General features: G+C 44.2%; 16 protein-coding genes. 10 read left to right on the top strand and 6 right to left on the bottom strand.

What is annotated here, in order from left to right; translation table 11 throughout:
- The coding region (locus F0228_RS20190; protein WP_171762708.1) for a zinc-binding dehydrogenase at positions 1-596 on the top strand (596 nt) is incomplete at its 5' end.
- Positions 597-762: 166 nt separating this feature from the next.
- The gene (locus F0228_RS20185) at positions 763-2,043 is read left to right on the top strand and encodes a dicarboxylate/amino acid:cation symporter (protein WP_171731294.1); all 1,281 of its coding nucleotides are present in this window, start codon (positions 763-765) and stop codon (positions 2,041-2,043) included.
- Between the two features lie 81 nt (positions 2,044-2,124).
- On the opposite strand, the gene F0228_RS20180 is transcribed toward F0228_RS20185, so the two are convergent.
- From F0228_RS20180 to F0228_RS20170, 3 genes are all read right to left on the bottom strand, one after another.
- Positions 2,125-2,415, bottom strand: a complete 291-nt coding sequence (locus tag F0228_RS20180; protein ID WP_102425863.1) for a putative quinol monooxygenase — start codon at positions 2,413-2,415, stop codon at positions 2,125-2,127.
- Positions 2,416-2,616: 201 nt separating this feature from the next.
- On the bottom strand, positions 2,617-3,114 hold the full coding sequence (locus tag F0228_RS20175) for a hypothetical protein (protein WP_061016237.1): 498 nt from the start codon (positions 3,112-3,114) through the stop codon (positions 2,617-2,619).
- Between the two features lie 139 nt (positions 3,115-3,253).
- Positions 3,254-3,820, bottom strand: coding sequence for a dihydrofolate reductase family protein (locus F0228_RS20170; RefSeq protein WP_171731295.1), 567 nt, complete (start codon positions 3,818-3,820; stop codon positions 3,254-3,256).
- Positions 3,821-3,881: 61 nt separating this feature from the next.
- Between F0228_RS20170 and F0228_RS20165 the strand changes: the two genes are divergently transcribed.
- Positions 3,882-4,451 (top strand): TetR/AcrR family transcriptional regulator, encoded by a 570-nt coding sequence (locus F0228_RS20165; protein ID WP_171731296.1) that lies wholly within the window; start codon positions 3,882-3,884, stop codon positions 4,449-4,451.
- Between the two features lie 205 nt (positions 4,452-4,656).
- Positions 4,657-6,186, top strand: coding sequence for a phospholipase D family protein (locus F0228_RS20160; protein WP_171731297.1), 1,530 nt, complete (start codon positions 4,657-4,659; stop codon positions 6,184-6,186).
- 105 nt (positions 6,187-6,291) lie between these two features.
- Here the strand turns inward: F0228_RS20160 and nfsA are convergent, their stop codons facing one another.
- Positions 6,292-7,014, bottom strand: coding sequence for an oxygen-insensitive NADPH nitroreductase (nfsA, locus tag F0228_RS20155; RefSeq protein WP_105058508.1), 723 nt, complete (start codon positions 7,012-7,014; stop codon positions 6,292-6,294).
- A 247-nt stretch (positions 7,015-7,261) separates the two neighbouring features.
- Between nfsA and F0228_RS20150 the strand changes: the two genes are divergently transcribed.
- From F0228_RS20150 to F0228_RS20125, 6 genes are all read left to right on the top strand, one after another.
- Positions 7,262-8,245 (top strand): HAD family hydrolase, encoded by a 984-nt coding sequence (locus F0228_RS20150; protein ID WP_061032066.1) that lies wholly within the window; start codon positions 7,262-7,264, stop codon positions 8,243-8,245.
- Between the two features lie 159 nt (positions 8,246-8,404).
- Positions 8,405-9,100 (top strand): aspartate/glutamate racemase family protein, encoded by a 696-nt coding sequence (locus F0228_RS20145; protein ID WP_061032067.1) that lies wholly within the window; start codon positions 8,405-8,407, stop codon positions 9,098-9,100.
- A gap of 281 nt (positions 9,101-9,381) precedes the next feature.
- Entirely contained in the window at positions 9,382-9,768 is a 387-nt protein-coding gene (locus F0228_RS20140) for a hypothetical protein (RefSeq protein ID WP_061032068.1), read from the top strand.
- Between the two features lie 198 nt (positions 9,769-9,966).
- Positions 9,967-10,839: a radical SAM protein gene (locus F0228_RS20135; protein WP_116871223.1), complete on the top strand. Its 873-nt coding sequence runs from the start codon at positions 9,967-9,969 to the stop codon at positions 10,837-10,839.
- Positions 10,840-11,129: 290 nt separating this feature from the next.
- Positions 11,130-11,366 carry a YdcH family protein gene (locus tag F0228_RS20130; RefSeq protein ID WP_004740376.1) on the top strand — a complete coding sequence of 79 codons (237 nt, stop codon included), beginning with the start codon at positions 11,130-11,132 and terminating at the stop codon, positions 11,364-11,366.
- A gap of 169 nt (positions 11,367-11,535) precedes the next feature.
- Positions 11,536-12,432 carry a LysR family transcriptional regulator gene (locus F0228_RS20125; RefSeq protein ID WP_061032070.1) on the top strand — a complete coding sequence of 299 codons (897 nt, stop codon included), beginning with the start codon at positions 11,536-11,538 and terminating at the stop codon, positions 12,430-12,432.
- Between the two features lie 105 nt (positions 12,433-12,537).
- Here F0228_RS20125 and F0228_RS20120 read toward each other — a convergent pair whose 3' ends face one another.
- The gene (locus F0228_RS20120) at positions 12,538-13,347 is read right to left on the bottom strand and encodes an SDR family NAD(P)-dependent oxidoreductase (protein WP_116871224.1); all 810 of its coding nucleotides are present in this window, start codon (positions 13,345-13,347) and stop codon (positions 12,538-12,540) included.
- A 293-nt stretch (positions 13,348-13,640) separates the two neighbouring features.
- Complete coding sequence (glpD, locus tag F0228_RS20115; RefSeq protein WP_171762707.1) at positions 13,641-15,200, bottom strand: glycerol-3-phosphate dehydrogenase; 1,560 nt, start codon at positions 15,198-15,200, stop codon at positions 13,641-13,643.
- Positions 15,201-15,344 lie beyond the last annotated feature (144 nt).

Genomic DNA, 15,344 nt, shown 5'->3' with positions numbered 1-15,344 from the left:
GTATGGGTGCGGTACTGAACACAGCTAAAGTTGAAAAAGGCGACACAGTTGCTGTATTCGGCCTAGGCGGTATCGGTCTTTCTGCAATCATCGGTGCTCGTATGACGGGTGCAAGCAAAATCATCGGTGTTGATATTAACGAGAGCAAATTCGAGCTAGCAAAACAACTTGGCGCGACTGACTGCATCAACCCAATGAACTACGACAAGCCAATCCAAGACGTTATCGTTGAGATGACAGACGGTGGTGTTGATTACTCATTCGAGTGTATCGGTAACGTAAATGTGATGCGTCAAGCTCTTGAGTGTTGTCACAAAGGTTGGGGTGAATCAGTTGTAATTGGTGTTGCAGGTGCAGGCCAAGAGATCTCAACTCGTCCGTTCCAACTAGTAACAGGTCGTGTATGGCGTGGTTCTGCTTTCGGTGGTGTTAAAGGCCGCTCTGAGCTTCCAGAAATCGTAAACCGTTACATGGCGGGTGAGTTCGGACTACAAGAGTTCATCACTCACACTATGGGTCTTGAAGACGTAAACGAAGCATTCGAACTCATGCACAAAGGTGAGTCTATCCGTACTGTTCTACACATGGATAAATAGCCTTAAATCTTAAACCTCATCTGGTTTTCATAAAGTCCGTTAGATTGAATCTCTAACGGACTTTATTTTTTCCTAGGCACACTTTACCAAGGAATATTTTTATTAAAGGTTGTTCCCTTTAATAAAGGTATCTGAATTGTCCTACAGGGTTACTGGAATTGTCCTTATGTTGACTAAACTTCGCCACTCTTTACCTCTTCAGTTAATGTTAGCTGCTTTGCTTGCATGGCTTTTTGCACAACTTATTGCTTCAACCTCTGGCATTACCCAAACGGGGTGGTATCAGTTCTTAATGCTTGGTAAAACTACTTATATCGGCTTGCTAAAAATGGTCGTTGGTTTAGTGGTTTTATTCTCGTTGTTGCAAGGTATAACAAGCATTGGCTCGATCACTCGATTGAAGCAAATTGGCCGTAATACCGTACTTTTCTATAGCTTCACGACGCTGATAGCCATCTCTTTGGGCTTGGGTGCTTCATTGCTGCTGCCTGCTTGGGAGCCTTTAACCAGCGTTGCTACGATTGGAGACGATGTTCAGCTTATCAGCGAAGATGCGGCAGGAGGAGCTGCTATTGCCAGCAAGCTGTTTAGCATGGCATTAGTGAACCCGGTAGCGGCATTAACCAATGGTAACTTGCTCGCGATTGTTGTGTTCTCATTCATGTTGGGTATTGCTCTGCTTTCTTCATTGCCAGAAAAACACCCGATTTTTGAGGTGCTTCATGGCTTGAACAAGAGCATCAATACCATTGTTGGTTGGATAATTCGTTTAGCTCCACTAGCGGTTTTCGCCATTGTCCTTGATTTTACCGTTCGTGGTGGTGAGTCACTGTTTGAGCAATTGGCACTGTTTGCTTTGCTCGTGTTTGTGCTGACTTTGATTCACGGAGCGATTGTACTGCCGACCATTGCGAAGGTGATGACTGGGATTCGTCTTAGCACACTATTCAAAGGTATCTCGGCACCGATGGCGATGGCGTTCGCAACGTCATCAAGCTCTGCTACTTTGCCACTGGCGATGCAGAGCGCAGAAGAGAAGCTTGGCGTATCGCAAAGTACAAGTAGCATGGTGTTACCACTTGGTGCAGTGATGAACATGGATGGTACGGCACTTTTCGAAGGTGTTGCGGCAATCTTCTTGGCTCAACTGTTTGGTGTGGACCTCACGACTTCTGGCTTGGTGATGATCTTCATTATGGCGATGGTCTCTTCTGTCGGGGCTCCGGGTATGCCATCTGGATCTATGTCTGGCATGCAGCTGGTGTTATTGGCCGCTGGTATACCACTGGAAGCGATTGCGATTCTGCTGATTATTGAACGCCCGTTAGATACATTCCGTACGGCTGTGAACGTAGAAGGTGACATGATCGCTGCACTGGTCGTGGATAAATGGCAGAAACAACAAAAGACAGTGTTTGAACCTGCACTGAGCGAGTCTGTAGCTTAGAGAATACCAAGTTCAATGAAAAAGCCCGTTCAGGTGTTCTGAACGGGCTTTTTATTGTTTGTTAATGTGTGCAGTCAGTGACTAACCGATTTTCGTCATCTCATTGAGAGTGAACGACGCCACACAACCTTCGGTTGCAGCCATGTACTCAGCGAGATGAGTATTACCCATGTGCGCTTGCCACAGTTCACGTGATGTCCAGTTTTCGTAGAACGTGAAATGCGCAGGATTTTCATTGTCTTGGTGTAGGTCGTAGTTGATGCAACCTTCTTCAGCGCGAGTGATATCAATCAGCTTTAGCAACTCTGCTTTAACCAGTTCAACTTTGTCTTCGTTAGCGACGATGTTTGCAATGATAGTCAGTTGAGTCATGTTCGTTACCTATATATTTGATTCACCGAAGTGGTGTTGTTCACTGAGTTGCTCTCTATTGGATGAGCAATCATCAGTGCCGATGAACAAAGAATAGTAGGAAGGCTCATGATGATAAACCGCGCTCCGTTAGAATTATTATCAAAAATTAATTGATAATAAACTTAGGTTTACAGTCTTTAGGGTATGGGCTAAAGAGTATTAAAAACCGCCAGCCCAAGCATCAAAATCATCAATATTGTCGAGTTCTTGTTGGCTTCTTGGAGCAGGGTAATAAGGCAGAGCCAATCTTTGAGCGGAAGGTTGCAGTTCCCAATCGGGCGTAATTCTGAGTCGAGTTAACTCATCGTTGAGGCGCACAAACATATAGTAGCCGTCGCTGTGAGTATTGGCGTAACTTGCTATTGTGGCGATATCTCCAGTAGGCAGTTTTACATCTCGGCCAAGTGGGTAGAGCTGATGAAGCGCGAAGCTCACTTTCGGGTCTTGCAGCTTGCCTTGTTTAAAGCGTTCTAAGCCAATGGCGGTAGAGGTCGTGCGAGGCTTCCAGCCTGTGAGGAACAAGCCACTCAAGCTATCTTGGAACGGTTTACCCTTTCGATTACCTTCATTGCTAATGAATTGAACCGTCAGTTTGTCTCCTGATTCTTCCAGAATTTCTAAAAACTGTTCACCAGTACGATCGACTAAAAGCTTCATAAGGCATAAATACCATTAAGAATGGGATACGATCAATGGTACTAATTTAGGGGAGTTTTTAGTAGGGGCTATAAAGGTTATGCAGCGTGAACACTGTTTTCAGTGTTGATCGTTACATTCCCTTTATATGGACATTAGTTTAACGCTTACGTAGGTAATGAGTGGTTACGATTTGATCAAGATAAGTGGTGACACTTTTCAGCGTAAAGTCGAGAGGCGAAACTAAGTCCCCAAATAGCGGAGCGCCACCACCAAGAACGACAGGGAGCGTCGAGATAATCAGTTCATCAACCAGGTCTTCTTTGAGGAAGTTTTGAATGGTCACACCGCCATCAATATACAGATTGTTAAGGCCTTTGCTGTTGAGGTCTTCGATGATCTGAGTGAGTTTGCCCTTTATCAAGAACACTTTACCTTCAACCTCTTTAGGTACTTCCGTCAACGTGTTGCTCAATACATAAACCGGTTTTGTGTAAGGCCAATCAATACCGAAGCTCAGCACCATATCCATTGTATTTCGGCCCATTACCAAAGCATCGATACGATCGATATGGGCGTTGTACCCCATGTCATCACCCTCTGGATTTGGGATGGCTTGTAGCCAATCTAGACCACCGTTTTTGTCTGCAATGTAACCATCAAGACTCGTACCGATAAAGACAATATTTGACATTGTTAACTCCGAAATTGAACAGGAACTTGGCATTTACACTGTATTAAATTAAAATATTCTACAGTGTAGAAATTTAAGTTTAAGAGGTGGTGTTATGACTGTCAAGGATCAAAAGCGAGGTCGACCAAAGAGTGGATCAAGCCAACTAAGTGCCGAAAAGATCTTAGATACGGCAAAGTGCATGATGCGGGAAGGTGGTAAAGTGCCGAGTATCAGAGGGTTAGCCACAGAGCTCGGCGTCGATGCGATGGCGATATATCATTACTTCAAAAAAAAAAATGATCTATTGGAGTCGATCACTGTTTCATTAGTAGGTGAAGTGGCACTGCCTGAGCAAAACCAAGTGTGGCAAGAGAACCTTTATCAGCTTAGCGTGAGCTACCTGTCGGTGTTGAACGACTACCGTGGGCTATTAGAAACTTTGCTGACGATGAAATCGCTTGGGCCCGTTGAGGTATTTAGTGAGCGCTTTGAAGCGGTAGTGAGCCCGTTGAATCTCACATCAGAGCAATCCGAAGACGCTCTTCATTTGCTAGTAGACTATTTGCATGGCTATGCGCTTGCATTGAATTGTAACCCGGATAGAACTGAGATTACGGTTGAGATGGTGAGAAAGCCTTTAGGCCTTTATTGTTTAGGTATCGAACAACTGAAAGCATCGTGACCTTGTAGTCACTATCGATGCCTGAAAGGTGATTTTGGTACTGTGTTCCTCACGATGAAGTCGCTAAGTTTTATTTATACTGGATAATTACCTATAAATTTCTGGATTTAGCAGTAATAATCAATGAATAACCTCGAACAACTTGGTCGTTGAAAAGTTGTCGAGGCCAATTCAAAGACCTCACCGTGAAAAGGAAGTCAAACACATGCCTGTGCTCCAACGCATCAGCTTAACCTTATTACTCGTCGCCGCACTCGGCGGCTGTTCTTCATTACCCGAAGGCATCGATCACCCGGCAGAACCTTACACCTCTTATGGACCAAGCGCTTTATCGGTTTTGGCGGATGAATATCAACCCGAATCAGAGCAGGCGACGACTGCCGTTCGTTTACAAGAATCCGGTTGGGATGCATTGGCTCAGCGCTTGGCACTAGTTGAAAGCGCAGAGCACACCATCGATATTCAATACTACATCTGGAACTCGGATGAATCGGGTAAGTATCTTGCTAGTCGCCTACTAGCTGCTGCTGATCGTGGCGTTAAGGTTCGCGTGATGCTGGATGACATCAACCTCAATGAGCGTGAAGGGCTACTGTCAGCACTCGACGCTCACCCGAATGTTGAGATTCGAATCTTCAACCCAACACCAACGCGCCGTGGTTTCAGTAAGTGGTTGAGTTTCCTTGGTGATTTCTCACGTTTAAACCGTCGTATGCACAATAAATCGTTCACTGTAGATGGCACTTTGTCTGTGGTGGGTGGACGTAATATTGGTGATGAATACTTCGACCTTTCTGACGAGATCAACTTCCGAGATCGTGATGTATTGGTGATGGGTACCGTCGTTACCACTATCCAAACCAGCTTTATTGAGTATTGGGACAGTCGTTGGTCTTACCCTGTCGCTATGTTGGGTGACGAAGAGCAACCGGATCTTTCAAAGATTGACGATATAACGGTTCCACAATACAAAAACTACCCAGAGTTACCATTAAATCATGAAGCAGCAGATAGCTTGCTGAAAGAGGTTCTTGATGAGATGACTTGGGTGAATGCTCGTTTCGCTTACGATCGCCCTGTGCCTGTTGATTCAGACAATACTGATGAACCTAAAGCAACGGCGGTTTTGCTAGGTCAGCTAGCCAGTGAATCTAAACAAGAGATCTTACTTGAATCGGCCTACTTGGTATTCGATGATGGTCAATTAGATGAGTGGCAAACGTTGAATGACGAAGGCGTTGAGATAAAAGCATTGACCAACTCAATGGCGTCAAATGACTTGGTTACTAACCACTCTGCTTACGCGGGCAGACGCTACGATATGTTAGAGCATGGCATCGACCTGTTTGAGTTAAAACCAGATACCAAGTTGTGTGAAGCATCTACCCAAGACGTGTCTAAGTGTGCGCCAGAGACGGCTTATGGTCTGCATGCTAAATCAGTGGTATTTGACCGCAGTATTGCGAGTATTGGTTCATTCAACTTCAACCTGCGCTCGACTTACCTAAATACTGAGTCGGTGTTAATCATTGAAAACAAAGCGATTGCTGAAACGCTAGCTGAAACTATCGAACAGGCGATGAGCGAAGACAACAGTTGGCGTTTGGAGCTAGAAGATGGTGATGTGTATTGGTATTCAGGTGAGCAGAGTTGGGACAGCGAACCAGAAACCGGTAAGTGGGAACGCATGCAATCAGGCTTCCTACAGCTTCTCCCGATAGAGAAATACCTCTAAGAGAGTCGACTTCAGAATAATGAAAAATGTCAGCGCATAATACGCTGACATTTTTGTTTGTGATGATGGAAAGATAGCTTGTTTATCTGAGCTGGGTCTTGAACGCTATCTCTTAGTCAGTTGCTTACTGTTCAAGTACGGCAAAATATGTGGGCGAGATTCTCCAGAGAGTTTCTGTGTGATCTGCTGTGACCAACTGCTTTGCTTTTGGTTACTTGAGCGGTTGGCGTAGTAGCTCTGCATTGAATCGTCATAGCTAGCGATTTCATCTAGGCTCAATGGTTGGTATTGGTTTTCGTGCATTACCACATGAGCTGGAAGGCGGGGTTTAATATCTGGTTGCTGTGCAGGATGACCTAAACACATACCAAAGAGCACGGCTGTGTGCTGTGGAAGTTCTAATAGCTCATCAACCTGTTGAGCGCTATTGCGCAAGCCACCAATGTATACGCCACCTAATCCTAATGACTCTGCTGCGAGCATGCAGTTCTGCGCCATAATGCCAGAATCGACGGCGCCAATCAGAGTTAGCTCGGTAAAGTCGGTTTTTACCTCAGGGTTAATTTGAGCGTGGCGTTGATAGTCGATACAGAACACTAAAAACTCAGCAGCACTTTCCACATAAGGCTGGTTGCCAGCGTATTCCGCTAGCAGCTTACGTTTCTCTTTGTCTGTTACTCTGATGATAGAAACAGCCTGCAATAAGCTTGATGATGACGCGGCGAGACCTGCCTGGACAATTAAATCGAGGTGCTCTTTCTCTATTGGTTGATCGGTATATTGACGAATGGAGCGATGCCCCAAGATGGTCTCAATCGTACTATTCATAGCGCTCTGACTGTCCTTGTTTTTATGATGTATTACAAATCACCATAACGACATTTTTTAGTGGGGTAAACCTCTAACGCCACAACTCTTTTATTTTTGAACTAGCCTTTGAAGTCGCGTTTTTGCAAGCACTCAAGGAACAGCAATATAAGCGTCGGTTATAGTGTTCATAAGTGGAAAATCAGAGTAGAGCAACTAGGATGAATGACATTAAGTCCGTTAATTAATTCAACAACATGGTAGTGCTATGAAGAAAATAACCCTTTTGTCCGTTGCAATTTTATCTAGCCTCTCTTTCTCTTCTTTTGCAAAAGATTGTGATCCCAATTTGCTGCCTTCATGGAAAGACAGCGACAGTAAATCCGCTATCGTGGATTTTGTTGGTCAAGCTACGAAAGAAGAATCTGATACATTCGTTGCGATTCAAGACCGTATTGCTGTGTTTGATAACGATGGTACGCTTTGGTCTGAAAAGCCATACTACTTCCAATTGGCTTTCGCGTTAGATCGAATCAAAGAGATGGCGCCTGAACATCCTGAATGGAAAACAGAAGCACCGTTTAAGTTCGTGCTTGAAGGTGACATCAAGAGTGTTCTAGGGAGCGGTGAAGAAGGGTTATTGAAAATCATCATGGCGACACATTCTGGTATGACAGTTGAACAATACCAAAAAGATGTTGAGCAATGGTTAGCTGCAGCGAAAGATGAACGCTTCAACAAAGCCTATACCGATCTGACTTACCAGCCAATGAAAGAGATGCTGATTTACCTTCAAGAGCATGACTTCAAGACTTACATCGTGTCGGGTGGTGGTGTTGATTTCATGAGAGTGTGGGCTCCTGATGCTTACAATATCCCGTCAGAACAGATCATCGGTAGCGCACTTAAATACAACTACAGCTACAACGACGGCAATCCGACCGTTACCAAAGATTCGTCCATTTTGACCATTGATGACAAAGCCGGAAAGGTTACCAACATTCAGCATATTATCGGTAAGAAGCCGATTCTAGCAGTAGGTAACTCAGACGGCGATCAAGCGATGATGCAGTGGGCAACCAGTCAACTAAACTCAATGGCGATGATTGTTCATCACACCGATGCCGAGCGCGAGTGGAAGTATGATCGTGAGTCCCATGTGGGTAAGCTTGATAAAGCACTCGACGAAGCGAACTCCAGAGATGATTGGACGTTAATCGACATGAAATCCGATTGGTGTGAGGTGTATTAACCCACACAAACATTCAGACAAAACAACAAAGGCTCGGATGGTTCATTCGAGCCTTTTGCTAAATAGCGAAGACTTCGTCTCATTTTCAGCAAGATCGTACTATAAATTTTTAACGCAGGACGCTTTAATCGGGATAGTCAGAAATTAAAGGAATAAAAAATGAAAACGATCGGTTTGCTTGGTGGTATGAGTTGGGAATCGACCATGAGCTATTACAAATCCATTAACGAAGGTGTTAAAGCGACGCTGGGAGGGTTGAACTCTGCAAAGATTTGTATGTATAGCGTGAACTTCGATGAGATTGAAAAGTTACAACACCAAGGCCGTTGGGCTGAGACTGCCGATATTTTAGCTGACGCGGCATTATCTGTTGAGAAAGGTGGCGCAGACTTCATCTTAATTTGTACCAATACCATGCATAAAGTCGTGCCTGAAATCGAACAGAAGATCACGGTTCCTATCTTACATATCGCTGATACTACCGCGCAAAAGCTGCTAGAACAGGGCGTAAAGAAAGTCGGGTTACTCGGCACCGCTTTCACGATGGAACAAGATTTTTACAAAGGGCGTTTAATCGATAAATTCGGTATCGATGTTGTGATTCCTGCCAAGGATGATAGAGAGAAAGTCCACAACATCATTTACCAAGAGCTGTGCCGAGGCGAAGTAAAAGAAGAGTCTCGCGCTATCTATAATCAGATCATTGAGAGGCTAAGCCAGCAAGGAGCAGAGGCCGTCATTCTAGGCTGTACTGAAATCGCCTTACTGATTCAGCAACAACATACCGATGTGCCCCTGTTTGATACTACAGCCATTCATGCAGAAGCCGCGGTGCGTTTGGCGACGAGCGATTAACTTACAGCTAGCTTTCAGTCATTAAGCTTGTCTTTCTGGCGCGTACACCATCAGTTGGTTGATGCGTAATTAAAATCTCTGATTTTCAATAGGTTGCGGACTTTTCTATGAGAGTGTGTTAGGAGTCATTTTCTTCTTTTAGAAAGCCCCAAATTAAGTGAATAAGCACTCTGTATCACACTTTTTATAAATTAGTGGACATACTAATACACATTTATTTACCTCGTGAATAGAATCTCGTTCTAGCGTTATTTTGGCTATGTAATTGAATGAGAATAAAAATGAAATTGAAATCTATTTTTTTGGCTTGTCTGTCAGCAACGGCTCTTTCTGGCTGTTTGAGTGTCCCAATTGAAGAGTTACAACCAACAGCAGATCAAGAAACAATTGATACCGCTATTGAACATCTAAGCGACATAAAAGGAATGACGATTACAGAGAATGGCGTGATCTATTACGTTGAGTCACTGCCGGGAAATTCTCGATGGTCAACTGCACATATTTTGGAATCGAGCTATCGTTTCTCTTGCCAAGACCTTCGTTGGTTTGTTGATAGAGGCATGATCGTTAGAATGAGATTTCAAGGTAATAGTGGCACGACCCAAGATTATGACCTTGAGCGTTGTGAAACCGAAGTTCCAACAAAATTATATGAACCTAAGCAGTAGGTTATTAATCATCTCACATTGAGATTAAAGCTCCTCCTCTATCAATAAGTACATTAATACCCTCTCCATCTGGAGAGGGTATTTTATTTAAAATCTAAAAACTGATTCGACTATATTGTGGATTATCAACGAATGCTGACGTTGATACGCTTTGGTGTATTCAAGCACGCTCTGTGCTTGTAGACCGGAGATACCAATATGAAATATGAGGGAAAAGTATATCGTCCATGGATAGAGGCGAAGAGTATTCTTATTCAAACTACACTAGGTTGCAGCATCAACACGTGCACATTCTGTAATATGTTCAGCGATAAGCGATTTAAGGTTCGCGACATTGAAGGCGTGTTTAAAGATATTGAAGAAGCGCGCCTGATCTACCCTTACGTTGAATCGATTTTTCTTATTGATGGCAACGTGATGGCAGCTCGTACGGATTATCTGCTTAAGGTCTTGGATAAGCTTCGTCACACCTTTCCTGAAAGTAGAAAAATATCACTCTATAGCGGTTTGAATGATTTCCGTAGAAAGAGCTTGAGTGAGCTTAAAGAGCTGAAAAGTGCAGGGTTAAGCATGGCGTATGCGGGTCTTGAGTCTGGTGATCCTGTTGTGCTCGATAATATCAAAAAGCGTATGACACCAGAGCAAGCGATTGAGGGCATGGCGCTGGCAAAAGAGGCAGGTATCGAAACTCTACTGTCGTTTATTTTTGGACTCGGCGGTCGTGAGCGTTCCCGCGAGCACATTTTCGAGACAACAAGGTTGCTGAATATCATGAAACCTGAGCAGATAGCGCCAATGGCGTTAGCAATACAACCAGGAACGGCTTTGGAGCAGCAAGTTAATGACGGTACGTTCATCATGCCGACTCAACTTCAGATCTTAGAAGAGGAAAAATACTTACTCGAGAACCTCAATATCGATACTTTCTATTGGGGTGACCACGGTAACAACATCGTGACTCAGAAAGGCTTCCTACTTGATTCTAGAGAGCAGTTCTTAGCCAAGGTGAATCATGCGATCACATCTAATCCAATGGCGAAGGATAGCGTGATTCAAACTTTTGCCTGGTAGGTAACTGATAGCTGAAAGGTCTCACTCAAAACTGAGACCTGTTCTCTGGATTCAAATCCAACAAGATAAAAGTAGTGCTTACGAGAATTCATGATTCTCGTGAGCCTATATCGTTACTGAGACAATTCAATTTAACACCCTCGATTTTGTTGGGGGATGTTGTAAATTTGTGAATCTAAATTGTCTATATTCTATGCTGTGTACTGGATCTCATTTGTTATTTGAGTCCCTTGCTAAGGTTAATAATGAATGTGTAATACCAATCACTTTAATCAACTTAAGAGGTTTCTATGCTAGGTGAAAATCACTCTCTTGTTCACGAATTTCCTGAAATGAAAGACAAAATTGCTGAGCTTGCTAAAACTGATGATGGCTTTGCAACTGACATGAAGACATACGACAACCTTGATAAAGAGATTCGTAAGCTTGAGCTGAAAGATTCACCCATTGATGATGGCTCAATGCACCAACTGAAGCACGACCGTTCTGTGTTGAAAGATGCGTTATATGCTCGCTTGAACAGCTAATGGACGACAGTTTCTAGAGATAGATAATAAAAACTCCTTCGGGAGTTTTTTCTTTTTGGCTCCGATTATCTGAATCTCATCAAAGTAGCGGCATATGTTGTATTGTTAGTGGGATGACGCATAATGTGGGTTATTGCGATATGATTTTTAAGATTCTATTGGTAATCACATGAACATTGAACACCTCAAATTGTTTATTCGCTTAGCGTCTACACATAACATCAGCATGGCTGGCCAAGAGTTGGGTTTATCTCCCGCAGTTGCCAGCTCCCACATCAGTAAATTGGAAGACAATTTAGGTGTTCGCCTGGTACATCGCACCACTCGTAAAGTGTCACTCACTGAAGAGGGAGAAGCATTTCTACCTCATGCTGAAGAGGTCCTGTCGAGTGTCGATGCCGCAAAATCGGCGGTTGGAGTCGGTAGTGATTCACCAACCGGTACGCTGCGTGTTACTGCCTCTGCTTCATTTGGACGTTTGCACTTAATACCAGCATTACCGGGGTTCCTTGAGCGATACCCAGGGTTAAAAGTCGATTTCAGATTGTCAGACTCCGTGGTCGATCTTGTGGAAGGCGGTTTCGATATCGCGATTAGAATCTCTGAATTAAAGGATTCGACTCTGATTGCGCGTAAGCTTGCCACAGATAAACGAGTGGTATGTGCATCACCAGATTACCTCATCAAATATGGCAAACCTGCCACGCCTCAGGACCTTAATGACCATCAATGCATTAGCTTGATTGGCCTAGAAAACTGGACCTTTCATACTGAAAACGGACCGAAAACGATTAAGGCGACCGGATCTTTTAGAGCAGATAACGGAGAGGCACTACGTGATGCTGCAGTCGGTGGGCTTGGTATTACCGTGACGTCGAATTGGTGTGCATATGAGCAACTGAAAAGTGGTCAGCTGATTCAAGTGTTGGAAGATTACCCACTCACCTCAGAACCTGCGATCTGGGCGGTGTATCCTAGTACTAGGCTGCTTGCTCCCAAAGTAAGAGCGTTTATTGATTACTTCTCGGACTACTACGGTAACCCGCCGTATTGGGAACAAACGTAGAGGCAAATGTTGTACGAAAAAGCCCTGCGTCTCTAAGTTAATTTATTAGAAACACAGGGCTTTTTTATTGAGATTTGCAAATCAACTCAGCATGAGTCGTCGCAATTAAGAAAGCGTCGCTTTGATGATCTCTTCAATTTTAGCGATAACTTGCTGTGATTTATCACCGTATAGCGCATCTGGGTGTGGGTTCGCAAACGTGTTGTTGTCATTATCAAAATATTGACCGCCAGCTTGTGCGAATTCGTCAGATAATGACGCACGAACGAGAATGTCAGAGCCAATACTCAGATCGCCGCCCGCAATGCCGTAGGCGTCTTTCACCATCTTACTGCCCAATAAAGAGGCTGGATTAACAGCAATAACCATTGGCCCAGTAGAACCTAGCTCTTTTGCCATCTCACGTGTCCACATGGTGATCGCTAGTTTGCTTTGCGCGTAAGCATCGCCATCAGAAAGTGGCTTTTTCCCTTCTAGTGCTTCGATATTCACTGCCGCTTGCGCAGCCGACGATAAGTTCACCACACGGCTCGACGAATCTAATACTGGCAACAGGCGCTTGGTAAGGTGATACGGCGATACTGTGTTTACAGCAAAACGAACATCTAAACCGTCTTTGGTGATTGGGTTTGGGGTATTGAACACACCTGCGTTGTTGATCAATACATCAACCTTCTCATGCTCGGCAATCACTTCGTCAGCCAGAGCATCAACATCTGCCAGAATCGACAGATCGGCCACGTAGCTTTGGATCTTCGCCTCTGTAGAGAGAGCGACAAGTTGCTGCTCAACGTCTTTAAGTTTGGTTGGGTTACGTCCATGCAATAAAACGTGGTGACCTTGCTGAACGAATGCTTTTGCTGTTTCGAAGCCGATACCGTCGGTAGAGCCTGTTATCAGAATGACTTTTTGCATGGAATAGATTCCTTATTAAAGCGCTGACATCGTGAGCGTTTTGAATGAATTGTTTTATTGAGATAAAGAATAGCAACCTTTCGTAAAATTGATAATTAACCCATTTGATAAAACACTATTTAGCTTTTGTTGAAAATAGAAGAGGGTAATAGGGCGATTTGGTCGAGTGACAACTACTGAAGTGCAAGGAATTGAACGCAAATAGTGGAGGCAAATAATAAAAAAGCTTAGCGCGGGGGACGCTAAGCTTGTTTATTAATCAGGTTGTTGAACTGTGCTTGTTGGCTGGTGGATTAGCTTACTTGAGAAAAGCTTACCACTTTACGTTGTAGCTTCTCTTTTAAGTAATCAGACAATGCTTGTTGCTCAGATTCGTTCATGTACAAGCCAAGCTTGGTTCTGCGCCATAAGATGTCTTCGTCTGTCATTGCCATCTCTTGGTTGATCAAGTAATCAATCTCAGCTTGGTAAACACCGTGTGCTTCGCTTGAGAACTGGATACCAAGGTCTGCCTCACATGTAGCGCCTTCAAGCAGGTCCCATGTGTAAGTACCAAATTGGGTCACGTAACGAAGTAGCAGTGCTTCTGATGCCCAAGGGTATTTCGTGTGCATCATTGCTGCAAGCTGTTCGCGGCTGCAGCTGAAGTTACCACCCGGCAGCGTGTCGTTAGCTGTCCAAGGTGCGCCCATGTGTTTCAGGTAAGGTTCTAGCTTGTTCAGTGCCGCTTCACCGAGTTTACGATAAGTCGTTAACTTGCCACCGAAGATAGATAGCAGTGGTGCTTGATCCATTTCTGCATCCAGCTCCAGTGTGTAGTCACGAGTAATCGCTTGTGGCGAGTCAGATTCATCATCACAAAGCGGTCTTACGCCACTGTATGTCCACACTACATCGTCACGCTCTAGTTGCTTAACAAAATGCTGGTTAACGATATCAATCAAGTAATCAACTTCTACATCGTCGATAGCCACTTCGCGAGGGTCGCCTTTGTATTCAAGGTCGGTTGTGCCGATGATCGAGAACTTATCTAGGTAAGGGATCATAAACACGATGCGGTTATCTTTGTTTTGTAGGATGTACGCTTGTGGTTCGTCATGAACACGCGGCACCACAATGTGTGAGCCTTTGATTAGGCGAATATTACGCGGTGAGGTTTGCTCTAAACCATCATCAAAGAACTGTTTCACCCAAGGGCCAGCTGCGTTGACCAATGCTTTCGCTTTGCGCTCGAAACGTTGGTTTGTCATCACATCAAGAATCGTTACGTGCCAAATGTCGCCTTCGCGGTGCGCTTTTTCAACTCGGCAGTAGTTGCGTACTTCTGCGTTGTTTTCTTTCGCCGCTAATACGTTCAGCAATACCATACGCGCATCATCTACCCAGCAGTCTGAGTATTCGAAACCTGTTTTCATTTCTGGCTTCAGTAAACCTGATTGAGCCAAGTTCACCGTTTTACTTCCAGGAAGCGTCGTACGTTTACCTAAGTTATCGTAAAGGAATAGGCCACAGCGGATCATCCAAGCCGGGCGTAAAAATGGTCGGTGCGGTAAACGGAAACGCATTGGTTGTGCAACATGAGGTGCTTTTCTCAGCAACACTTCGCGCTCTGCGAGTGCTTCCGAAACTAAACGAAACTCGTAATGTTCAAGGTAACGTAAGCCACCGTGGATTAGCTTTGAACTTGCAGAAGACGTCGCAGAGGCGAAATCATTTGCTTCATATAAACCAACGTTTAGACCACGACCAGCAGCATCTGCCGCGATACCCGCACCATTGATGCCGCCGCCAATAACGATTAAGTCTAGAGTTGAAGATGTACTATTGTTTGAATTAGTTTGTTGAGCACTCATGGTTTTGACCTCTTTCTGAGCGAACGAGCATTTTAGAACATAATTGAATCCTATATTAACTTTCGTTTGCGGTCATTTATTATTTTCGTTTATGCGCGTTTTATGTGATTTGCGCATAAAAAAACCTTCGCTTATGACAGCGAA

The sequence above is a fragment of the Vibrio sp. 99K-1 genome, from assembly GCF_013114585.1.
In the GTDB taxonomy this organism is placed as follows: Bacteria; Pseudomonadota; Gammaproteobacteria; order Enterobacterales; family Vibrionaceae; genus Vibrio; species Vibrio chagasii_B.
Note: the sequence above shows the minus strand (reverse complement) of the source record. Positions and strands in the feature narration are given on the sequence as shown.